The 24,814-nt window shown below is 52.4% G+C and carries 11 protein-coding genes; 7 read left to right on the top strand and 4 right to left on the bottom strand.

Annotation, left to right across the window (positions count from 1 at the left end; translation table 11 throughout):
- The first annotated feature begins 12 nt into the window (after positions 1-12).
- Positions 13-1,320: an ABC1 kinase family protein gene (locus AC3DKE_RS04780; protein WP_379072359.1), complete on the top strand. Its 1,308-nt coding sequence runs from the start codon at positions 13-15 to the stop codon at positions 1,318-1,320.
- Positions 1,321-1,520: 200 nt separating this feature from the next.
- Positions 1,521-10,661, top strand: a complete 9,141-nt coding sequence (locus AC3DKE_RS04775; RefSeq protein WP_487990159.1) for a Calx-beta domain-containing protein — start codon at positions 1,521-1,523, stop codon at positions 10,659-10,661.
- Between the two features lie 53 nt (positions 10,662-10,714).
- On the opposite strand, the gene AC3DKE_RS04770 is transcribed toward AC3DKE_RS04775, so the two are convergent.
- The 3 genes from AC3DKE_RS04770 to AC3DKE_RS04760 are packed head-to-tail and all read right to left on the bottom strand — an operon-like array spanning position 10,715 to position 14,563.
- Positions 10,715-12,697: a site-specific recombinase gene (locus AC3DKE_RS04770; RefSeq protein ID WP_411729917.1), complete on the bottom strand. Its 1,983-nt coding sequence runs from the start codon at positions 12,695-12,697 to the stop codon at positions 10,715-10,717.
- Between the two features lie 58 nt (positions 12,698-12,755).
- A complete protein-coding gene (locus AC3DKE_RS04765) occupies positions 12,756-12,956 on the bottom strand; it encodes a hypothetical protein (RefSeq protein WP_379072368.1) in 201 nt (66 codons plus the stop codon).
- On the bottom strand, positions 12,953-14,563 hold the full coding sequence (locus AC3DKE_RS04760) for a BcsE family c-di-GMP-binding protein (protein ID WP_487990158.1): 1,611 nt from the start codon (positions 14,561-14,563) through the stop codon (positions 12,953-12,955). The genes AC3DKE_RS04765 and AC3DKE_RS04760 overlap by 4 nt, the downstream gene beginning before the upstream one ends.
- A 103-nt stretch (positions 14,564-14,666) precedes the next feature.
- On the opposite strand from AC3DKE_RS04760, the gene AC3DKE_RS04755 reads away from it, so the two are divergent.
- From AC3DKE_RS04755 to AC3DKE_RS04735, 5 genes are read left to right on the top strand one after another with little or no spacing between them, the layout of a single operon-like run.
- Positions 14,667-15,428, top strand: a complete 762-nt coding sequence (locus AC3DKE_RS04755) for a cellulose synthase operon protein YhjQ/BcsQ (RefSeq protein WP_487990157.1) — start codon at positions 14,667-14,669, stop codon at positions 15,426-15,428.
- Positions 15,421-17,928 (top strand): UDP-forming cellulose synthase catalytic subunit, encoded by a 2,508-nt coding sequence (bcsA, locus tag AC3DKE_RS04750; protein ID WP_487990156.1) that lies wholly within the window; start codon positions 15,421-15,423, stop codon positions 17,926-17,928. The genes AC3DKE_RS04755 and bcsA overlap by 8 nt, the downstream gene beginning before the upstream one ends.
- Positions 17,925-20,192 (top strand): cellulose biosynthesis cyclic di-GMP-binding regulatory protein BcsB, encoded by a 2,268-nt coding sequence (gene bcsB, locus AC3DKE_RS04745; protein ID WP_487990155.1) that lies wholly within the window; start codon positions 17,925-17,927, stop codon positions 20,190-20,192. Before bcsA ends, bcsB begins: the two co-directional genes overlap by 4 nt.
- Positions 20,193-20,199: 7 nt before the next feature.
- Positions 20,200-21,360, top strand: coding sequence for a cellulose synthase complex periplasmic endoglucanase BcsZ (gene bcsZ, locus AC3DKE_RS04740; protein ID WP_487990154.1), 1,161 nt, complete (start codon positions 20,200-20,202; stop codon positions 21,358-21,360).
- A complete protein-coding gene (locus tag AC3DKE_RS04735) occupies positions 21,360-24,560 on the top strand; it encodes a cellulose synthase subunit BcsC-related outer membrane protein (RefSeq protein WP_487990153.1) in 3,201 nt (1,066 codons plus the stop codon). The genes bcsZ and AC3DKE_RS04735 overlap by 1 nt, the downstream gene beginning before the upstream one ends.
- A 32-nt stretch (positions 24,561-24,592) precedes the next feature.
- On the opposite strand, the gene bcsG is transcribed toward AC3DKE_RS04735, so the two are convergent.
- Positions 24,593-24,814, bottom strand: a 222-nt coding sequence (gene bcsG / locus AC3DKE_RS04730; protein WP_487990152.1) for a cellulose biosynthesis protein BcsG, incomplete at its 5' end; no start/stop codon positions are given.

Below are 24,814 nucleotides of genomic sequence, written 5' to 3'. Positions count from 1 at the left end.
GAGTGATGTGACATGAACCCTTATGCGAGCTGGCGCCATGCCTTAAAAGGCGTGTTTCGAATTGGTCAAACGACCTCGATTATTGCCGCAACGGGATTTGCTTGGGCGACCGGTGACCGCTTGCCTACGCCGCGTGTGCTGCGCCTAACCTTCGAGCGACTGGGCGCAACTTACGTGAAATTGGGTCAGTTTATTGCTAGCTCGCCGTCATTGTTTCCCGCCGAATACGTCACTGAATTTCAGCATTGCTTAGATAAAACTGAGCCGCTATCGTTTGAGATTATGCGTGATGTGTTAGAGCGCGAACTCAAGCGCCCAATGCACGAAGTCTTCAGCGAAGTCGATGAGATTCCGCTGGCATCGGCGTCAATTGCCCAAGTTCATGCCGCGAAACTGATTACCGGTGAGTCGGTGGTGATCAAGATTCAGAAGCCCGGTGTTGAACAGGTTCTGCTCACCGACCTGAACTTTTTATACGTCACCGCGCTGCTATTAGAGCGCGTGCTACCAAAACTGAAATTTGCTTCGCTGTCAGGTATCGTCAGTGAAATTCAAGGCTGCATGATGGAAGAGGTCGACTTTTATAAGGAGGCGCGCAACGTTGAGCAGTTCCGCGCTTACTTAGAGGCTACGGGCAATACGCAGGCGACTGCGCCACGGATTTATCCCGAGGCATCAAGCCTGCGCGTGCTGACTATGGAGCGTTTCTATGGCGTGCCATTGACCGATCTTGAAACCATTCGCAAATATACGCGTGACCCAGCAGGCACATTAGTGGCTGCGCTCAACACGTGGTTTTCTAGTCTGATGCTCTGTGAAAGTTTCCACGCCGACTTGCACGCCGGCAACCTCATGGTGCTCACCGATGGCCGCCTTGGCTTTATCGACTTCGGCATCGTGGGTCGTATTGCGCCCGATACCTGGACGGCGACGATGGCATTCATCGAGTCATTAGGCGATGGCGACTTTAAGAAAATGGCCGAGAGCATGGCATTGATTGGCATGACCAAACGCAAGGTCGATAACGCCCAACTTGCGCTAGACCTTGAGGCTATTTACGGCGCCGCAACCACGGTTGACCCCTTAAGCATTGGCGGTGCCATGGCTAATGACAACGAGATCAATAAGCTCATGCTGGAGATTGTCGCTGTTGGTGAGCGCCACGGCATTCGCTTCCCTCGTGCCTTCGCTCTGTTGCTGAAGCAAATGCTTTACTTTGATAGGTATATTCGTATTTTGGCGCCTGATATGAATCTTTTCGACGATGATCGCATCAGCTTTCTTGGCGATGACAGTGGTGGTCATAAACTGTTGCACTGATTAGCTAACGTGAAGTGATTAAAAAGCCCGCATCTGCGGGCTTTTTATTGCCTGTATTTTGTACTAGATGTGCAAGCTTACATGTCTGATATAATCTGTTGCAGTTGTGTAACTTTAGTGACAGTATTTGAATATAAGAAATAAGTTTCATACTCATAATAAAAATAGAGCGGCCTTCCAGGGCGCCAAAGGTGATAGCTATGGTCATTCGGCAGCTTCTTATTCTCTCGGCAGTCACAGCACTGCTATCTGCCTGCGATAGTGCACCAAATAGCGTTTCATCTCCTCCTAGCGGCTCTGAAATACAAACTGGCATGGTGTATGACAGTACGGTGGAAGGCATTGCTTACCGCACCTCAACCCAAAGTGGTATCACTGATACGGGCGGCATATTCACTTATCGTTCTGGCGAGCGTATTACCTTTTCTTTTGCTGGAGTGGATTTGCCTGAGGCGCTAGCGCTGCCTCAAATGAACCCGCGATTTATTTTCGCCTCCACGGCCGAACTGGCATCGAGCAATGACAATCGGGTCGTTAACTTTTCACGCTTACTGCAGTCGCTAGATGCCGATGGCAACTCAGCTAATGGCTTGGATATTCGCGAAGCGAGTGCGGCGTTGGCCGAGCGAAATATTGCCCTAAACTTGGCTGTAGAGCCGGATAGCTTTGCTGCTAATAACCCCGCAATTACTACGTATTTGTCTGAGAAAGGCCGAGCTTTAGTCGATGCCGAAGTGGCTAAAGCGCACTTGGCTTGTAGTGAGCAAGACGTGGCTGAGGGCCGCACACCAGATGGTATTTGTGACGGTAATACGCCTGCTTTATCGGCTGGCGATATCAGTATTCTTGAGGGTAATAGCAGTCATGTCATCAGCATGACATTTACCTTGTCGAGCACTTCGGCTGTGCCTGTGTCATTCGCCTATACGACTCAAGCAGCAACAGCTACTGCGGGCGATGATTTTGTTGATGCTGCAGGGGTCATAACGTTTCCTGCAGGAACACGTAATCAAACACTCGCCATCACCATTTTGGGCGATATTGCTCCTGAGGATGATGAGTTTTTCACCGTTAAGCTCAGTCAAGCTACGGGCTTAACACTGGTTCGTGACTCAATACGGGTCACTCTCCGTGATGATGATACGGTGGCGACACCTTTGCGTATTTCGGCGCAGCCCCTACTGGTCAATGAAGGCAGTGGCGGAGGCTTTACTCAGGCGATGTTGCGGATTGAGCGCCAAGGTGCACTGGATCAAGCGGTAAGCATTCGTTTGGTGAGTCGCGATGAGGGTAGTGCGCTGGCCCCTAGTGATTATGAGGCGATTAATCGCGAGGTGATCATCCCCGCAAATGACACGTCGATTTTAGTGCCACTGAAAATTGTTGCCGATGACGCCGTTGAGAATGATGAAACCTTCCTGATCGATATCACCAGCGTGAGCCCGCAAGCACAAATTATCGGCTCGCCAGTGCGAGTGACTATTGCCAATGATGATGTGGCTACAAGTCGTTCGCAATTGAGTATTGCTGATGGCAGCATTCAAGAGCCTGAAAGTGGTACTGCGCCTCTGCTAGTGACTGTCACTCGCTCTGGTGCTGCCAATAGTGCGGTAACCGTGCGCGTGAAAAGTGAAAATGGTAGCGCCGAGGCAGGCACAGACTATCTGGCGGTCAATCAACTATTAAGCTTCCCCGCAGGTGTCCTGACGCAGTCGTTTAACGTCACTATTAATGCCGATGCGATCAGTGAGCCGACGGAAACATTTACGCTACGTCTGAGTGAGGCGAGCAATGCAGATATTGCTGCTGGTGAAGCAATTATTAGTATTTTGGATCAGCCGCCAATAGCCGTTGCACCGACTATTACGTTGACTGATCGCTCGATTACCGAGGGCGACACGGAGCGTAACGAAACATTTACGCTTCAGCGTAGTGGTGATGTATCGCTGCCTAGTTCGGTGCGAGTGAGTGTGTTGTCACGAGCCGACGATACGGCGACAGCTGGTGCTGATTACGTGGCGTTAGATCAGCTCGTGCATTTCCCTGCGAATGCTAGCTCCGCCAGCATTGTTGTGCGTATTTTAGGTGATGACATTGTGGAGGCGAATGAAACATTTTCGCTTCTGCTCAGTAGCCCAACAAATGCCACTCTGGCGCGAACGGCAGCTCGCATCACGATCATTGATGATGACAATGCGGCGCTTCCAAACCTGAGTTTACTGCCGCTAGAGCCAGTAGATGAAGGCGACTCTGGGCTGAAACTGGTTAATGTGATTGCACAGCTGAGTGAGGCCAGTACCCAAGCGATTACGCTGACGTACTCACTTGAGGATGGCTCTGCCACTAGCCAGGGCCAACGTCGCGACTTTGATCCAGTGCAAAACTCGCAAGTGACTATCCCTGCCGGTGCGACAAAAGGCTTGCTGCCAATCACTATTCGCGGCGATGCCTATGAGGAGCGCGATGAGACACTGACGGTGGTTTTGAACAGTGTCAGTGGTGCGCGATTAGGCACTAGCAGCCAAGTTATTACCATCAAAAATGATGAAGAGGCCAGGCTGCTGCAAGTTGGTGCAGCATCGCGTTCAGTAGCGCCGACGGATGAGCAGGTGGCAGGTCAAATGGAGGCTTATCAAGGTGGCGAGCGCCTTCAGCGCTTCCATTTAGGTGGTTATGGATTTGGTCCATTTCAGCTAGTGCCAGGCTATGGTCCTATTCCTGAGCTCACCTTTGGTGATGCACCAGTATCCATTTCTAATGCGCCAGCGGGAGCTTCTTGTTTTAGTCATGAGTTGACCGCAGCGAAGCGTACCGAGCTACATTGTGATGATGAAATCTCGGTTCGAGTCATGGTTATTCTTGATCCGAAGTCGAATGAGCGTGTGGCCTTTGTCACGCTAGATGCCATTGGTGCCGGTAACTTAATTCAAGATGCTATGCGTGCAGCAGTAAATAAGGCCAGCTGTGACGCAGGTGCTTGCATTCTGCCGCGCAATGTCTTGTTTGGTCAGACTCATACGCATGCCGGAGCCGACTTGCAGGGCTTGTGGGGTGGTGTGCCGCGTGAGTGGATTAATGAGAAGTTGCTCGCCGGTGCTGCTGCCTCAACGATTGAGGCGATTGCGCAGTCACGGCCCGCGCAGCTGTCTATGTCGCGTAAAACAGTGCAGTTTAATAACTATCGTCGTCCGCAATATCGTGATGCCAAACATCATCAGACCGACAAAATTGCCACCTTGTTGATGGCAAAGGCTGATGATGCGGAGCCGGCTAGCAGTAGGCTATTGGCGAGCATGATGCAGTACTCGGCTCACCCCACTAGTGTCGGTGCAAATGACTATAAAATCCCTGGCGGCGAGGGAGAAGTGCTGCGTTTACCGCACCCAGATTATCCGTTGGGTTCAACGCGCGAGTTAGAGGCACGCTTCCAAGGTACGGCGCTATATTTTAATGGCCCAATTGCTGACGCTTCACCCAGTGGCTCAACTGATGGTGCCACTGGCGATACCGTTTATGATCGCGTGCGTGCTCGAGGCAAGAACCTTGTCGATGCAGCACTTAATGATTTGGCTGCTAGTGCTGTTGCCATTGATCCTGTGCTGGAGGCACGTAGCGCTGAAGCCATCTTGCCTGTCACCAACCCCTTGTTTCTGGGCGTAGGCCTGATAGGTCAGTTCAACGGTTACTATCAATTTAGCCAACTACCTTTCAGTGATATCCCGGGGCTAGATCAAATTCCAGCCGCGATTATTGAGGCCTTTGAGGGTGTGCAAAACCAGCTGCCACAGCCAGCACCCATGGCGCGTACATATGTCAGTCGTGTCAGTCTGGGTACTAAAAACTCGGCTAACCCGCTACAGAACCGCCTAGAGATTGTCACCATCCCTGGTGAGGCGACCGGTAGTTTTGGTCGTTATATTCGTGGCTTGGCGGAGGACTCTCCTGACGGGGAACCGCTGAAGACGCAAACCATGCTGCTGGGGCTGACGCAAAATAGTTTTGGCTACATTATTCCTGAGGATGAGTTTAGCTATGTCGACCCTACGGGGGATGTTGTTGGCTATGAGGAAATTGTTTCTTTAGGGCCACTGACAGCACCTTTATTGCGCCTGCAGGCTTATAACCCGCTCTTTGATGTGGCGCCAACCGATCCACGTAACCTACCTCCAGCGCTTACAGATTGTGCGATTGCTTGGGATTTCGGCTCTTGCATCCTCGGTATTGGTCTGGATCGATTCATGCAGCTTCTAGGCCTTTCTAGTACTTTTGGTGATCTAGCAGAAACCGTTGCTGATGGCTGCCATGAAGTGGCGGGCCCATTAAGCCCAGCGTGTATTGTTTTTGATGGATTGGCTGAGCTGTTTGCAGTCATTCCAGATGTTCCGGCTTTTCCAGGCGTGCCTGGCGATGGTGGCGATCCATCTGCTCCCTCATTGGCAGCGCCAGCAGAGTTAACGCTATTGCCGGAAATCTTAAAGGCCCAAGCTGCAGGCTGTGACTTTATTGACCCTGCCGCTTGCTTGTTGCCATTCCCTAACAATCATTTCACTAAGGCTGTGGCGAGTAATGACACCGGCATTCAGGTCAATATCAATCCGCTAGCGCCGCCGCGCAATATTGCTGGCCGCCCTGTTGATGTCAGTGATCAGAATCGAGCAGATGGCTTCTCGCCAGGGCAAGCAATTTTATTGCGCGTACCGGGCTTGGACTTGGACCAAACTGCGCGTTTACGGCCAGTTCCTCGCCTTGGTAAGCCAGGTGCAGGGCAGGCTTCTGATGTCGCAGCACAGGCGATGTCAAATAGCCTGCGTGCTAACTCCGCAATCATTATTTGGGATGCGACGGCTAAAAAGCGCCATCTCGTTTGGGCGGAAATTGATAATAATCGTACGCGTTATACGCCCTGTGATTTGCCTGGGCCTGTGCAGACTGTGGCTGAGTTGGCAGACTCTGCCGAGTTGGCATCTGCAATTCAAACCTTCCGCGATGGCTGTAATGGTGCGGCTAAACCACTAGTGTCACTAGTGGATGGTGTTGATCCAACAAGTGATCCAGGGCCAGCATTAATGATTCGCCCAGGCATTAACTTTGAGGAAGGGCACCGCTACATAGTGGCTCTGCGTGACTTAAGAGACGCAAATGGTGATGTCATTGCTTCAACAGCAGGTTTCTCTCTCTGCCGAGATACTAGCGATAGCCCTCTTCGTGCTATTCCTGTTGTGGGTAAGCGTTGCGGTGAGCTTGACGCTATTTTTGCTGAGCTTGAAAGTGAGGCAGCAATTGAGCGTGAAACGCTGTATAGCGCTTGGGACTTCACAGTGGCCAGTGAGCGTAGCCTAACTGGACGTATGCTAGCGATACGTGATGCCACCCTTAAAGGTAAGCTGCCCAGCTTCGCTATCGATAGCGTGCAAGACAATGCCTTTAATGCCGGTAAAGATGACTGCACCACGGCGGGCAACACGGATAACTGCATTGCCCGTGTGATTAAAGGCAAAATTACCGTGCCTAACTTTATCGACAAGGCGCAACTTCCAGCCGATCAGTTAAGTGCTTTGCCGAATCTACCTTTGGGCCCGCTAAGTACTAGTGACTTAGGCTCTGGGACGCTTGACCGGCAAATTGGCGGACGTTTCTATTACGGTATAGAAAACCCCTTCCCTGGCCCATATGACGTGCCAAAGCCATTCCCGCTTCAGCCGACTGTGGATGTGCCATTTACCTGCCATATTCCGCGCGCGGCGTTTAGTGGCAGCACGACTGCCGATGATAATGCCAGCTATGATGTGCGGCCTTCTCGAGTGTCGCTCTATGGTCACGGCTTGTTTGGCAGCCAAAGTGAAGTTGGGCAAGGCCAGCTGAGACGCTTCAGCAATGAGCATAACTACACGTTCTGCGCGCTTGATTGGGTTGGCATGTCCGGCGTTGGCGATGTCATCAATGCCCTCACGCTGCTGCTAGATATGTCGAGCTTCCCGACTTTATCTGATCGTGTGCAGCAGGGCATCTTGCAGTTTGTCGCCATGGGGCGATTGCTCAAAGACCCTAATGGTTTGATTACAGACGCGGCTTTCCAGGCACCTGATGGCCGACCATTAATCGATAACCGGGATATTTTCTACGATGGTAATAGCCAAGGTGGTATCGATGGCGGCGTAGTTGTGGCGGTGTCACCTGATATCCATCGCGGCGCGCTTGGCGTGCCCGGTATGAACTACAGCACGCTCTTGCAGCGAAGTGTCGACTTCGATGGCTATGCGCGTGTGTATTACCCATCCTATCCCAACACCATTGATCAGCAGCTGACTTTAGGGCTGGTGCAGATGTTGTGGGATCGTGCTGAGAACAATGGCTACGCCCAGCATTTAGGCGATGGCGTGAGTACTGTCATGCTCGATGGTCAGCCCATTACCTTGGGTGAGCCTAATCACACACTTCCTGATCTTGATGGTCAGCCATTGCCTCCCAAAAATGTCTTGCTGCACCCAGCATTTGGCGATCATCAGGTCAGCATGACTACTGCTGAGGTCATGGCGCGAACGATCGGTGCCGACAACGTTGATGTTTATTATCAGCGCGTAGCTAAGTGTGCTGCGGGTGATGTTAGCTTTTGTGTTATCGATCGCAATGCCTTCTTGGCTGATCGCTACCCCGATACCGAGCCATACTTCGGCTTGCCATTGAGCATGCCGTCGAAAGCTGGCTATGGCGATGGCATGGGGTCGGCCATGATTGTCTATGACGGTGGCAAAACTCCGACACCACCTGCTGACAATACGCCTCCGTTTGCCGGTGAGGATCCGCATGAGTACCCACGTAACAGCATCAGTGCGCGCTGCCAAAAGGCCCGATTCATGCGTACGGATGGCCGTATTATTTACACCGATTTGCTGAGCTTGCCTGCTAACTGCCCGATGACAGATGGCCAAGAGCAACCGTTTACTGGCGATGCTCCTGCGCTTGTTCCGGGCTCAGATGGCGGTGAACCTCCCATTGTTGTAAGCGATTACGAGCCTGACTACGGCACCGGTATTATCGGTGCTATTGCTAAGTTCACTGCCTCTCTTAACAACGCGCTAATGGCTTTGTTGAGTGGAGATCCAGCGACTGCAGGCGAGCAATTTATTGCCGCTATGACGGGTCTAGGAGAGAGCTTTGCTAGTGTGTTGGCTGGCGATGACAGCTTGATCGCCGCTGGCAGCAGCGCCGCCGGTGCCGGTAGCGACCCAGTCGCTATTTTCGATCGATTTATGGATGGTGTTGGCCGCTTTATTGGTCTGCAGGATGACCCTATCACGGCGCTAACCAGCATAAAGCCAGCTCGTCATACAGAGGCGGTGGTGATGAAAGGTGCTCAGTTGCTCGGTTGGTCTACATTGCCAGCCGTTGGCCAAGGCTTTCCTTATCCATCAGGGGCAAATATTACCGGGCAGTCTGCAGAAACAGAGGCATTGTCGGCACTCAATGTTCTGCGCGATCCATTGCGTATCGGTGAGGTCCGAGATGCGCATAACGGCGTGTTTATTTATCCCATCATTCCAGAGGCGCAAGTCCCTGTATTAGTACCGGTTGAAGAGATTGCTGCTTACAAATGGAATGGTTCGGGTTTCGAAGAAATACCAGTACAAGTTGATGAGAAATTTACCTTCTTCTTGGCAAACTCGGGATCAACATTCTCTGTCTACTCAGGCACCGACCCTGAGCTTACCTATGCTTGGGATATTGAACGTTGGAACCCTGTGGATGATCGTGAAGAGAAAAATAACACGACAAAAATTAATCCTAACGTCTGCAACGCAGTGTACGAAGATCCCAAAAAAGACCCAGTTCCTGGTTTGGACATGGATGATGAAGTGGTCTTTATGGCCAGCGATGCCGGCAAAATGGCACCTCCAGGTGCACTGCCATCGGGCGTGAAGAAGACACAGATGGTGCGACTGATGGATGTTGCTGATCCTGTTGCTGAGCGTGTGGTTTACCTTGTGCAAAAAGAAGGTGGGTCTTCATTCAAGGGCCAGCATTACGTTAAGTTCAAGCGCAACGAAAATGCTGATCAGTGGATCGATAAGAGCTTTTTTAATCGAGATGATCCTGAAGCTCTAGGTGTTAGCAATACTAGTTATGGCCAAAACCTAAAAGGTAAGGTTTGCCCAAATGGCAGCCCAGAAACGGCGAAAGAGTCTGATGACCGTTTTGCTCGTGATGGCGTAGTAGTGTCCACCGATACTTATCGTTGGGAGGCTACAGGGCGTTGGATGGTGCGCGATATCCGTATCAAGGCGCCAGGTACAGCGAAGCCAGACTGGACGACTATCAAAGACTCACGGCCTGACCTTATCGATCGTTGGAAAGGTAGGGCTTTTCAGCAGTCACCGGACTCAACTATTTCTTTGGTTGGCTTCGAAGATGAGCAAGTGAACTGGGAAGCTAACTCCGTGATCTTGGGTGAGCGTTGCGGGCCTGTGCGCTGTATGCGTGAGGTTTGGGGGGCTGACTCAGGTACTAACGTAACGAAAACCGAAGTGTTTTATCGTGATGCCATTAGTTATCGTTACCTCATTCGTGTGCATCCGATTCCTCCCGATGGCCTCTACACTAGCTGGGACTACAATCGTAGTGCGATGATCCCAACGGCGGCGGAGCGTGCTGCTGGCGTGAAGGCTGGCCGCTACTACACAGTGCTGCGCCCACAAGGCGTGCCTATCGATGGCATAAACGATGATATCGGTCAGATCGATGCTATCGCGCCGATACCATTTGTTAACCAATGCATCACGGTTGATGGTCCTAAACCGCCGAATGCCAATGGTCGCTGCCCGCTATTTTTAGATGTTGCCGATGCTACATTTAATCTGCCTTTAGCCTTTAGTAACTGGGAGCAAATATCTGGCAAGGGTGATAGTGGCTCTATGGTCTATACCTTCCAGATGACAGGGGCTACGTCATTAGCCAATCCATTGGTTGTGCCATTTTATCGTGATGATGCCTGTCTTGATGATGGCACCGGCGATGATCCTGTCGCACGTCCATTCCCCGGCGAGGATTCATCTGACCCACGTGTGGTGAATGCGTACAAAGACTTAAATGGGGATGGCAAGGTGACATGCGATGAGCGCCAAGGTGCTTATGGTGCCAATGGCATTCATTACTTCGTCACTCATGACAGCGATAACGCCTTCTTGCCACTGTCTACAACTGAAGTAGACGGCACTCAATGGCAGATTATGGTGCCGACTGCGCAACCGAAGAATGTCGGTGATGCCTATGCCAATACCATACGGATTCCATTGATTCCGCTTGTTGTTCCTATCCCTAGCTTGCCCTCACTACCGAGTAGGTAAAGGGTGTAGATAAGCAAAAAGCCCGCATCTGCGGGCTTTTTTCTGCTTAAAAACTAGTTGTTTTCAACGACTTTAACAGGCCAGAGCAAGGTCATTGGCCGCTGCTTCAATTGCTGCAAAATCTCCTTTAGCAGAGGCCACCAAAGGCGAAACTTCACGCCGCGAGACTTCAGCGCCAACATCAACGCCAAGCTGAAGCTTACGCCCAAGTTCACCAGACCGATGATGGCAATGCCAACACTGCTAACCACTATTACTTGCCAGCTCAAGGCGAAGTCGAAAGCTACTAAGGCGTAGGCGAAGTTGGCGGTAGAGAAGGCGATATGGCGAATATCTAAGGGTAGCCCGAATAAAAAGCCGACAGTGCCCATGCTGCCGAGCATGATGCCGAAGTAGAAGTTGCCGGCTAAAGCGCCTAGGTTATGGTGCAGATACTTTGTGATACGTTCGCGGCGCTGTCGCGACATCCAGCGCAAAGCACGATGCGCCGTAATGCGTTCGGGGATGCGAGAGTAGACCGCTTTATTGTCGTAATAGCCGGAAATAATCCCCGACAAAAATAGGAAAAATCCGGCAATAGCTGCGTGAAAAATAGCGAGGCTATCAATCGGGCTAAGGTCATGTAGCAAATGATCAGCTTTGGCTGGGCTGATGGGGAAGTGACCGAACCATTGCCACATCATGCCGACGGCAAGCGCAATCGGAAAGGCGACGCCGACGTTGCCAATAATGGCAATGAACTGACTACGAAACACATCTATGCACAGCTTCGCGAGGTCGCCGAGATGTTTCTCTGGGCGGTGTGTACTGATTTGCTCAACACTTGAAGCCAGATGCGAAGCAGTCATTGCCGGCTGCTTGGTGGCAATAGTGCCGTGCAGCACGTGAATAAGCATGAAGCCAAACGAGTAGTTAAGACTGTAAATAAATGCTTGCCCTAGCGGCGCTAGAGCGAGACGAGTAGAGAAAATCTTCAGCAGCGCCATAAATGCAACAATCACGCCGGCACGACCGGCTGAGCGCCACATGTCAAAAAAGCCTGCACGCGTAGATGTGACGTAGTGGTCGCCGGTTTCGCTGGCGTGTTCGGTGACGTTGCGCGCGAGCAGTTCGGTGTTGCGCGAGAGCAGCGCTCGCAGGCTGTGGCTGTCGGCCTCGCTGCGGCTCATTTGTTTGACAAACTTAGCAAGGAGCAACGGGTGTGATGCGGTGTCGCCGGCAATAAAATCTAATAGCAGCTCCATGCGTGCCAGTGCTTGCTTCATGCGCACGATAAGATAGGTCAGGCTAATGCTGACGCCATTTTGTTCAGTTAAGCGCTTAACTTTGCGTGTGAGCTCAAGGCATTGATCCATCAAAACTTGCATCTGGCGATGGTCGATGCCGTCCTCACGAAGCTCTTGTAGCAGCTCGCGCTGATGCCTAACAAAGCGCTCGGTTTCGTTGCTGAGCGCCATAAACGGCGACTCAAAGGACTCCACGGCAGGATATTTTCGCACAAGCTCAGGCTCAAGACCCATTGCGCAAACTCGATGCGCGAGCACGCGTAAGGCATCAAGCTGCTCAAGACGAGTATGGCGTAGCACTGCTTTCGGGTGTGACCCAGAAAGCAGCATTTCAAACACGCTAGCCCACAGTTCATCAGGTACAGCTTCAATCCAGTCGGCATCACGACCGCGACGAATCAAGCGCGCGAAGGCCTCATCGAGATATTTGTCGTCGCTAACGGGCGGCAAAATATGCTCGCCAATGCGCCGCCAAAAGCCCGCCGATAAGCCTTCGCTGCTCAGAATGCCGGTGTCGGTATAAAGATTAATTTGGCGACGACCGGCCAAGAGTGTATCGATATAGCGCTGAAGGCCGGCGCGTAATTCGGGGCGACGACTGAGCAGCTCCAGCAGAGCACCAAAGGATTTATTGATGTCATCAAGGTTGTCGGGGCTGCTTGGGCGTAGCTGTTTGAGCAGTCGACCCAGTGGGCGAAAAACGCCTACTTCTGGGTTGCGAGTTATCTCTTCTAAAATCTCTGTCAACATCTGATGGCGCTCATGGGGCCATCAGATGGCTAACAGCCCATATTAGTATGATTGGTTTTCATGCCTTAGAAGAGGGCGCGGATGGCCCTCTTAAGGGAATGGATTTAACCAGTGAATGGCTGCGGCGAATGCGAATCGGTGCGAGCAATGAGCGCAGCGCAATGCGATTTTTATAAGCCAGGAAGAGCACGATAAAACCCAGTATCAGCCCGAACCCAATAAAGGCAGTCAAATAGAGCAGGAAGAAATCGTAGCTCATAATAGAGATCCTGTCGTAGGGTCGATGCGAGCGTTTAGTGCTTGGGATAAGTGTTCTGAGTAATCAGTGTAGCCAACAAACTCAGCGTTGTAGCGAATTTTTTCTAGTGTTTGGCCAATCTCATTCGCTAAGACGATGATTTCATAGAAGGCGAATAAGGAGCCGACCTCCATTTTAAACAGCTTGCCCATCAATGTATCGACGTCTGAGGCCGGGCAGGCAAACAGGAATAGGTATAAATACTGGTTGTCGTTAGTGATAAAGATGCCGGGGCGATCAGGCCTAAAGGCGTCGAGAGCGGTCAAATGCGGGCAGTCCGAACGTAGGGTGAGTCGCACGATAACGCTATCGATATTGGTGTTGGTGCTAACGCGCATGAACTCTTCGGCAGTGATGGCGAAGTCGATGGGCGTTTGATAGCCAACACTTTCGGTAGGCTGGGCGCTGGCAAAGAATTGATCGAAGTCTGGCTCGATGACGCGCCAAAACCACTGACCTTTTAGTGATGAAATTACGCGAAAGCATTCGGATATTTCTAAGTCGCGGCGTAGTAGTCGTGTGGCGCCCATATAATAGAGCTGCATTTCCTGCTGATAATTTAATGTGTCATCGACTTCGTGAATGACGATTTTCAAGCGCCGGCCACAGGCAATACGCAGCTTATGAACTTGCCGCGCGAGCACTTCAAATGCCTGCATTTCATAGTGATCAAGGATGACTGTGGCGGCAATGGCAGTCTTAGTGACTTCGTCCATGAGCTCGGCGGTATCATCAAAAATCTCCCAGTTAACTGGAGTACTTTGACCAAAGCGCGCAGGGTTCCAACAGCTGAGTACTCGATGCGCATCTTCGGCGCCACGCAGATTGTTTTCGGGCTGCTGGTGCAGGCCAAGTGTAAATAGCCTGCCATCTTGGCGAGAGCCCATGCCGTAGCGTGCATCCTCGAGAACGGTATTGGATGCGCGCCAATGATTGATGCGCCAGGTCATGCGATTATCATCATGCATGAGGCCGGCAAGGCCATCGAGCTCTTTGCTATGGCGCACTAGCACGGGCCAAATATGAGTCTCTTCGGCCATGATAAAAACGCCGGTGCAACGATGGTGACGATGCCATTCGCGCAAAATGCCGAGTTGGCGCAAGTTGGAGCTGCGCACTTCGGTAGCAAGCAGGCCACCAGCATTAAGATAAATAATGCAGTCAGCGCTCTGCGCCTTTTGAGCTTCTAGGCTTTCGAGGAAATCCCAAATATTACGAGATGGCTGGCTTAGCACTAGTGAGTCGATCTGCATGAGCGCGATGGCTGAAGAGTCTTGCTCATGGTCGCGAGCTAATGCCGACATTGGTGCAACCAACGATTGCGCATGCGGCGAGCAGAGCACGAGTCGGCTACCTTGCTGCAAACCGTTGGTTAATGTGTCGATGGCCAATGGCGTAGTGGCTTGGCTGCTGGGTAGCGTGACGGCATAGAGCCCGCCTTGCAGCATCTCTGCGGCTTCGGCAGGCAGGCCCTCAATGCCAATTGAGCAAGGCACATAAGTAGAAAGAATAGAGCGTTCAGCTTTTTGCTCACGGCTACTGAATAAGCCGAACATATCAAAGGCCATCACAACTCCTGCAAAAAGACAAAAAAACTCTCGTATATCCAGTATATAGTGAAACTATATTATTACGGTTGTCGGATTAGCGACGTTGTGTTGAGGATTGTTTATGCGAGTCGTGTCGTTGTTTTCACGAAAAGGCGGAGTAGGTCGCACGGTATTCGCGGTTAATCTTGCTGCCATTTTGTCTGAACAGGGTCTCAAGGTCGCTGTCTTAGAGCTTGATCCGCAAAATACTGTCTCGCAACACTTCGATGGCTTTAATGAGCAAACAATAGGCTGGGCACACACACTGCTAGATGCTAGCGAGCCTTCTGCAATTACCAATAAAAGCTATTGGTCGCCACGTGAAAACCTGCGTGTTTTCCCCTTTGGCAAAATCACCGCAGCGCAGCGTAAATCCATTGAGCATCATTTGGACGAGCAGCCAAACTGGCTAGAGCAGACGCTACTGTCGCCTGTTTTTGATGACGTCGATGTTCTATTTATCGATACCCCGAGTGGCTTTAATGCCTATAGCGATCACGCAGAGCGCGTGGCGACATCGGCATTATCGATTTGGCTATGCGATGCCGCCTCGCAAAAAGCATTTACGGGCAGCGATGTTCGAGTGCTGCCAAGCGGCTGCCAGCACCGTCATATCCTCAATCAAATCAATGCCAGTAAAAGCTCGCGGCGCGAGCTGCTTAAAAGCTGGCGCGAACTCGTTGGTGAAGAGCTGTTGCCTTTGCCAATACATCAAGACGAATTGGTTTCTGATGCTCTGCTTGAGGGCACAACGGTGGTTTGGTTTGCCAGTTTCAGTCAGGCAGCGCATGACTTATTAGGTTTAGCGAACTGGATGCGTAGTGAGTGGCTCAACGATGCGTGAGCAAGATAGCGCTGTGGCGCCGCGCTGGGTTGATCACTGGAGAAATCTGCCAAACCTAAAGTGGTGGTGGCTATTTGTCCTGCCTGCAAATCAGCGCAAAGCTATCCCTATTCTTGATAGTTTAGCGCTACGACTTCGCGCGTGGGTAGCGTCGCAGCTAGGTGTTGAGCAGCCAGCGCCGATGCATTTATGGCTATGGCGCGTATTCGTGCTGCCACAGGCTTATCAATACCAAAACACGAAATCTCTGCTGCAGTTTATGGCGCGGGGTATAGGTCACCTTAAGCGACTCTGCCAACAGCTTTGGGCGCCTGTGCAATCGTGGTTAGATGCTCGCGTTGATCGCGCAGCTTTGGGTAAGCGCCTCGATGGCCTAGCGCTAACGCTGCCAACAATGACGCTGAGTTTGCGGCTGTTAGTTGCCTTCGTTTGCTTGCCGTTACTCGGCCTCATTGTTAGCACACCTCTGCAACCTCTAGATCAAGCTTTGTTCGCCATCTTAATGATCGGTCTGGCTATGTTTGCGCGACAGATGCCGGGTAAAACGGCGCGCGTGTTTTTGCTCACCTTGTCTTTAGTGGCCACGCTGCGCTACCTCTGGTGGCGAGTGACTGCGACCATGCCCGTAGGCGAGCCCGTCGACTTGTTTTTCGCGCTTATCTTGTTTGCTGCCGAACTGTACGCAGTCACTATTTTACTTCTGGGCTACTTCCAAACGGCTTGGCCATTGAATCGTGAGGAAGCGCCGCTGCCGGCCGATCGCAGCGAATGGCCGAGTGTTGATATTTATATCCCCACCTATAATGAACCCTTAAAAGTGCTGCGCCCCACCGTGCTGGCGGCCTTGGGCCTGGACTGGCCGGCGGATAAGTTATCGATATGGGTATTGGATGATGGTCGCCGTGACAATATTCGACGCTTCTGCGAAGAGGCTGGCGTTAACTACCTGATACGGCCCAATAACTTCCACGCAAAGGCCGGCAATTTAAACCACGCCCTGCAATACAGCACCGGTGACTACATCGCTATTTTTGATTGCGACCATATTCCTACGCGGCCATTTTTACGCTCAACCATGGGTTGGTTTTTGAAAGACCCGAAGTGTGCCGTAGTGCAAACGCCGCACCATTTTTTCTCGCCTGACCCCTTTCGCCGCAACCTCGGCATGAAAGACGGCGAGCCAGCGGAAGACATGCTGTTTCATGGCTTGCTGCAGGATGGTAATGACTTTTGGAATGCGACTTTTTTCTGCGGTTCGTGCGCAGTCATTAAGCGTGGGCCGTTGCTTGAGGTCGGTGGTATCGCGGTAGAGACGGTAACCGAAGATGCGCATACGGCATTGAAGCTGCATCGCCTAGGCTACAACACGGCATTTATCAATAAGCCTCAGGCTGCGGGCTTGGCGACGGAAAGTATTGCCGGTCATGTTGGCCAGCGCATTCGTTGGGCGCGCGGCATGATTCAAATTTTCCGCACCGATAATCCGTGGCGCGGGCCTGGCCTGACATGGGCGCAGCGGCTTTGTTATACCAGCTCCATGCTGCATTTTTTATATGGCATTCCGCGCCTTATTTTTCTACTCGCTCCGATGGCCTATCTATTCTTTGGCCTGCATTTGATCGCCACATCGGCCGCGGCCATTATTGCCTATATTTTGCCCCAGCTTATACATGCCAACTTGGCCAATTCGCGTGCGCAGGGGCAGCATCGGCACTCATTTTGGTCTGAGGTCTATGAGACGGTGCTGGCGTGGTATATCGCGGTGCCAACCACAATGGCATTGATTAACCCCAAGCTCGGCAAGTTCAACGTTACCTCGAAAGGTAGCTTGGTCGATTCGAGTTTTTACGACTGGGGTATCGCCAAGCCTTATTTGCTGCTGATTGTGATTAACGTTGCTGGCTTATTTTTTGGTATCGCACGCATCCTATCGCCAGAAAACGGTGAGATCGGCACGGTGCTGTTAAACGTGTTTTGGGTGCTCTACAACTTAGTCGTGCTCGGCGTTGCCATGGGTGCTTCTCGCGAAAGCATGCAGCTACGTGTGTCGCCACGGGTCAATGGCGAGATGTCGATAGTGCTCTATCGCATTGGTGATCAGGCCATTCGAGCGAAGTCTTTAGACTATTCAATGACAGGCCTTGGTGTGATCTTGCCCGATGGCATTGAGCTAAATGACGGCGAACATATTCGAGTACTTCTACCTTCTGACGAAGATGAGATGGCCTTTAATGCACAGGTCATGTGGCGCGCTGGCCGCCGTGTTGGTCTGCGCTATGAAAACCTAACATTGCGTGATGAGGCGAATTTGGTGCGTTGTACATTTGCCCGTCCTGGTGCGTGGTATGCCTCACCAGTAGTGGGTGATAATGCTTGGCAAAGTCTCACACGCATTAATAAATTGTGCTGGCACGCGTACGGCCAGCTGTTTCAATTGATTCCTGCATTTTGGCGCTCGCGCCGAGTGCGCCATATAACTTCTGCTGTGGAGCGCCCATGAACCTTACGCGCCTCGTTTCATCATCAATGCCCATGACTGCTTTGCTGGCGGTCCTGCTTTGCGCCACCGGCGTGCAGGCAGCATCTGTGGCAGATGCTTCTGAGCAAGAGGCCCAAGCTGAACAGGGCTTCATTCCTACTGCCCGCAGCTACGCAAGAAGCTTTAGCGAGATGGGCGCGGGCAGTTACGAGCTCATCGGCCTCAATAATAATGCTTACTTGAATGTGGGTGTGCGCGCCGACGAAGTGGTCGAGTCGGCCACTTTAGAGCTCAATATGAGCTACTCGCCAGCCATGCTCGAAGGCTTGTCGCACTTCAAGGTTTATCTAAACAATGAAGTGGTTGGGATTATTCCTCTGCCAAAACAAACATCGCCCGAGCCGGTTGTGCAGCGACTGAATATCGATCCTCGCTATTTCAGCGACTTTAACCAGCTGCGTTTATCTTTGGTCGGGCATTACACCTTGGGCTGCGAAGACCCTGCACACACTAGTTTATGGGCCAATATCAGCAAGGATAGCCGTTTATTGTTGAAGGTCTCTCCGGTGACATTACCGAATGACTTGGCTTTATTGCCGGCGCCATTTTTTGATAAACGCGATAATAGGCGCCTGAACCTGCCATTTGTTTTTAGTGCCCAACCTAGCACTGACACTCTTGCTGCTGCGGGCATTGCAGCGTCGTGGTTTGGTCAGTCTGCCGATTATCGCAGCGCGCGCTTCCCGGCAACAATCAATAGTTTGCCAGCTGGCCATGCGGTGATTTTTGCTAAAAATGGTGACCGTATTCGTGGCTTAAATTTGCCATCGGTATCTGGGCCGACGATTGATATTATTTCAGCGTACAAGCGCCCAGCAGTGAAGTACTTAGTTATTCGCGGCCGCGATGGTGGTGATTTGCGCAAGGCCGCTCAAGCGCTGGCTTTGGGTAATGTTTTGATGAGTGGCTCGCAGGCACAGATTCGCTCCGTCGATTTAGGTAAGGCACGCCTAGCCAATGACGCGCCTAATTGGGTGCGGACAACCAGCCCGATTCGCTTTGCTGAGTTGATTAAAGAGCCTTACGAGCTGCAGCGTAGTTATGCCAATCGCGACCCGATTCGCCTCAATCTACGTCTGCCACCAGATCTCTTTACCTGGCGCGTGCGCGGCATCGATATCGACTTGCGCTATCGCTACACACCGCCTATTAGTCACGATAATTCGCTCTTGGGTGTCTATCTTAATAACCAGCTGGTGACGGCATATCCATTGCTGCCTGGGCAGCAAACGGATGCTAAGCAATTGAACTTGCCCGTGCTTGATGAAGCCAGCATCCAAGCCAAGAAAGTGCTGTCGGCACCACCATTTTATGTTGGTGTGCGCAACGAATTGCAGCTGCGCTATCAGCCCGAAGTGTCGAAGAAAAACCTCTGTAGTTCGCTGATCAGCGATAGCTTGGTGGCAGCGATCGATCCAGATTCCACCATCGATTTTTCGCGCTACCCGCACTATATCGCCATGCCCAATTTAAGCGTGTTTGCACAAGCTGGCTTCCCTTTCACGCGCTATGCCGATTTGGCGCAAACCGCTGTCGTGCTATCGGATAAGCCTAGTGCTGGCGACATTACCGCCATGCTCAATAGTGTGGCTAAATTTAGCGCCACTACTGGTTTTCCTGGCGTGCGCTTGAGCGTGGCAACGGTCTCAACGGTCGATAAAGTCGCCGATAAAGACTTGCTGATTATTGGCAGCCCAGCGGCGATTGAAATACGCACGCAGTGGATTCCTGGCTTACCGTCTTATATGACTCGTGTGATGCGCGTGCTCAGAAGCTCGCAAGCGCAGACAGATGCCGAGTCGAGTTGGCTAACAGCGCAGGGCGACCCGATTGCTCGTCGCGACATTACCGTGATGCTCTCTGCTAATGGCGAGCATAGTGCGCTGACCAGTTATCAGTCGCCAAAAAGTCCAGGTCATACGGTAGTGGCGCTGCATGCGACTAGCAATGACAGCCTGCAAAAGCTCTTCGATGCCATGGACAGAAATGAGCTCGCCGAGCGTATGCAGGGCGATGTGGCCTTGGTTAATGGCGAGCAGGTCGATAGCTTCCGTACCCAGAAGATTTATCACGTTGGCCATTTGCCAGTCATGACGCGGATGTGGCTGGTGTTCTCGGGGCAGCCAATTTTGCTCGCAATCGCTTCCATCGTTTTAGGTTTGTTTGTTGCCATGCTGATGTTCTTTGGCTTGAACTATCTCGCCAAACGCCGATTAGTGAAGTGAGCGCCTGATGTGGCGCGTACTTCTACTTTCGCTGATGGCCGCGCTTAGCGCCTGCGCCGGCTCGCCACCAAGCACGGTGCCGAGCGCGGCTGGCAGCGCCATCGCCGCTAGTGATGTCTGCACCATTCATCCAGCGTGGACTGGCTTTGTACGTGACTTTATCAGCAGCGATGGCAGAGTGATTGATGCCAGCGTGCCGGAGCAAATCACTACATCTGAAGGCCAAAGCTACGCGCTTTTTTTTGCACTAGTGAATCGCGATCAGGCGCGTTTCGACCAGCTTCTGCAATGGACAGAAAACAACCTCGCTGCTGGCGACTTGCGTACACATTTGCCAGCGTGGTCATGGGGCAAGGCCGATGATGGCCAATGGCGTGTGCTAGATCGCAACGCTGCCAGTGACTCCGATGTGTGGATTGCCTACAGCTTATTAGCCGCTGCTGAACTGTGGCCAAACACACGCTACCGCGAAGTCGGCCTAGCCTTGGCTAAACGCATTATTGAAGCTGAAACCGTGGTGTTGCCGCGCTATGGCCGAGTTTTGCTGCCTGGGCCGACTGGGTTTCATCCGACTGAAGATACATGGCGCTTAAACCCAAGCTACTGGCCGATCAGCGTGCTGCGCGGCTTGGCTGTGTGGACGGAAGATGCAGTTTGGCAGGAGCTAGTGCAAAGCAGCGAAAAGCTCTTGCGCGAGAGTGCACCGAAAGCCGTTTCGCCAGACTGGTTTGTGCTTAATATTGCTACCGGCAGCATTAACTGGCCCGACAAAGATGGCGATAGCGCCTACAACGCCATCCGCGTGTATCTGTGGCTGGGCATGATGCCGTTTGACGACCCTTTGAGCGCCAATTTACGCAGCCATTTTGCGCCATGGGCTACTCGCGCAATGAAGCAGGGCTTCATCTCAGATCGCGTACAGACTCAAAGCGCAAAAGTAATTTCGGACCATCACCCCATCGGTTTTGCACAAGCGGCTTTGCCCTATTTGCAGGCGCAAGCTGAGCTTAGCGACAAGGCCGGTTTAGCTGCCATAAGCGCGCGCGCCGAACAGCCTCGCAAAGGCTATTACACCGAAGTGTTGTCGCTCTTTAGCGTGCTATGGCGTGACCAACGTTTTCAATTTCAGCGAGATGGCCGCGTGCAGATCTCATCGGAGTGTTTGTGATGCGCCTACGATCTTTGGCACTTGCCATTGCGACTAGTTCTGCCAGTGTCTTGGCTCTGGCAGCCCCGATCGACACGCAATTGGCTTCGGTGCAGTTATGGCTGGATAAAAACCGTCCCGACTTAGCTGAGCTTGCGCTTGATAAAGCACTGCTCATTGCGCCGACAAATGCTCAGGCGTTATTGCTGCGCGTTCAGCTTGCTTACAGTGCTGACCAGCCTAACCAAGCTAATGCCGCGATTGCGACCTTAGTAAAAGCACATCCAAACTCTTCAGCGTTAGCTCAAGCTCAAGCCTATCGCCGCCTAAGCAGTGGCGATGGCCGCGACTTTGCCACAGCGGAAATTATGGCGCGCACAGGTCGCGGTGAAGCTGCCGTGGTCATGGCTAGGCGTGTCTTTCCGAAAGGCCCGCCAGGCGGCGACTTATCGCTGCGTTACTACCGTTTGCTAGCGAGCGTGCCCGCTTACTGGGCGACTGCCACCGATGGCTTAGCGCAGCTAGTTCGAGACAACCCTGGTCAGCAGCGCTATCGAGAAGCCTTAAATGACATGCTGTCTAGTCCAGAAGGTGAGCGCCGTGCCGAGGCGGCCGCCGAACTAAAGCGGCGCAATGATCCCTTTGTTATTGCGCGTGAGACGGCGCTGCGTGATTTGCAAAATGACCAAACAGGTAGAGCTGAGAAGGCGTTACTGGCCTTGCAGAAGCAGCGTGGAAATGACGCAGCTACTTTAGCCGGCCTTGGTCGCATTCGTATGCGGGAAGGCAGGCATGCCGAGGCGGTAGAACTTTTTTCACAAGCTCTGAAGGCTAATAACCCAGATCTTCGTAGTGAGCTGCAAAGCCTCAAACGCACAGCCACATTTTGGGCTAGCTTGGCGAGCGCGAGAAAGACGCGTGACACGATATCCCTCGATGAGGCTTTAAAGGCTACTTCGAAGGCTTTGGCATTGCAGCCGCATCAGGCCGATGCCTTAAATTTGCGTGCCCAGCTTTTGGCGGAGCAAGGTAATAAAGCTGGCGCTGAGGCTGCATGGAAAGAGGCGCTACGCTTCACGCCAGGCCATGAAGGCAGCTTAAGTAATTATCTGAGTTGGCTGGCACAAGAAGGACGTGTGGCTGAGGCCAGAGCGTTATTGGTTGAGGTGGGTGATAGGCCAGAGCTGCGTGAAACATTGGCGCGAGTGAAAGCAGGCCAGCTTCGTGATGAGGCAGATGCACTGGTTGAGAAAGGTGATTTTGCTGCAGCAGAAAAGCGCTTACGTTTAGCTCAGCATGAAGCCCCCAATGACCCGTGGCTTGCTTTTGATTTAGCGAAAGTATTGCAGCGTCAGCAGCGTGGAGATGAAGGTGATGCCGTCATGGCACCATTTGCGAACTTGAACGATGGCTCCAGTGCCTATGCTTATGCGCTGTTTGCTAGCTCACAAGATCGTTTTGATGACGCCGAAGCAGCGCTCGCTGCTGTACCGGAGTCTGAGCTCAACGAGTCCATCGTGCGTTATGCCGATGAGCTGCGCCTGCGTCGCCAGCTGCAAATATTGGCAGATGCGAAAAGCCTGAGTGAGCGTCAAGCAGCTTTTGTAAAGGCAGAGCGATTAAGCCAAGACGATCCAGATGCCAGCGCCCAAGTGGCCAAAATACTTATCCAGCGCCCTGGTGCAAAACTGCCTAACGGCGTGGAGTGGATGCGTGAGCGTCAAGCAAGCGCTGATCCGCAGGCTAGCAACATCGACTGGCAGTTTGCGCTCGCTGACGTGCTAATTGCCGGCAATGATCCGGCTGGAGCAACGGCCACACTTGCCCCTTACACAAAGTCGCGTCAACGCTTAACGAATGCACAAAATAGCCGACTCGGTGGCTTACAAGTCGACTCGTTTTTAGGTCGTGGCGAAATGGCCGAGGCCGCGGGCGATCATGCTCAAGCCTTCCAATGGTTTGCTCAAGCAAGCGAGTTTGAGGGCAAACCGGTGGGTAATCCCAATGCCTTAAGCGTAGAGGTTGAGTTTGCCAAAACCGCGACCGAGCGCGCACTCACACGCAACCAAAAACGCCTTGATGGCTATGTTCACACCGGGCTCATCTATCGTGAAAAATCCGGCACCGACGGTATCTCCACCACGCGAGTGACAGAAATTCCCACGGAAATTTACTGGCCTATTGGTTATCGCGGCCACTTCATTGGCCATATCGATCAGGTCAGCATTGATGCCGGTGCTTTGCCGACGAATTTGCGTGATCAAGCGCCGTTCGGCCAAGTCTTAGCTAAGTCCCCCACAGGCATCACGCCAGTTAGCCAATCGGCCGATGGCATAGCGCTTGGCGTCGGCTTTGAGACAGATAATTACCGCTTTGACTTAGGCACTACGCCGCTAGGCTTTGCCGTAACTTCATGGGTTGGCGGTCTGCGCTATAGCGATGCCGATGCCACGCATTATAAAAGTATGGAGCTGTTTCGCCGGCCTGTGCAAAGCAGCCTGCTGTCTTATGCCGGCACGCGCGATCCGGCGTCTGGACGTGTGTGGGGCGGGGTGGTGCGCACTGGTGCAAGCTTCCGCTTTAGCAATAGTGTCAATGGCCGCACGCGAGCAATTGGTGGTCGCGCAGCAGTCCTCACAGGCACATCGGTGGCGACCAACGAAGAGTTGCGCTTATCGGTGTCACAGAGTCATGACGTGATCGATCGTCGTGATACTCAAGTCAATGCCGGCTTAGGTTTGACCTACTGGCATTTCACTAAAGATCTGAGTGAGTTTAGCTTTGGTCATGGCGGCTATTACAGCCCGCAGCAATACCTTAGCTTAGATTTTCCTGTGCGTTGGACGGGGCGTTGGAAGGACTATGCTTATCTGCTCGAGCCAAGTGTTGGTTTGAGTTGGGCGACATCGAAAGACAGCCCCTACCACCCAACCGATGCGGCTTTGCAGGCTCTAGCGGTAGCTAATGCGAGTGCGAATCCCATTTTGACTAACCCGATTTATGCTGGCGGTGGCGGCGGTGTCAGCATGAGTTACAGCTTGCAAGGTGCATTGGAAAAGCGCGTGGCACCGAACTGGTTTATTGGCACAGGCTTTCGCATCGATCGTGCGGAGTTCTACTCGCCCAATGTGCTGCAGCTGTATTTGCGCTACGAAATAAAACCTAAGCGCGGCTTGGTTGAGTATCCGCCACGCTTGCTGAGAACTTACGCAGACTTCTAGATCCTAGAGCAAGGCAGTTCAGCTAGCGGCGCTTATTGGTAGCGATAGTTCGCCCAAGCGCCGCCCTGATAATGCAGATAATAATCATCGCTATAACGCACCACGGTCACTGCTTCATTACCAGACACATAAGGCGTGCTGGTGATGCTGGCGGCGAGTGTGGCTGCTGTCACACTATTATTGCGATATGGGTCTTGCGCGATGGCATCGCGCATTAAGCCTGCAAGGTCGATATAGCTGGTGGGCTGATCAAT

Source organism: Paraperlucidibaca sp., assembly GCF_982810325.1.
This window is presented reverse-complemented; position numbering and strand designations above follow the sequence as displayed.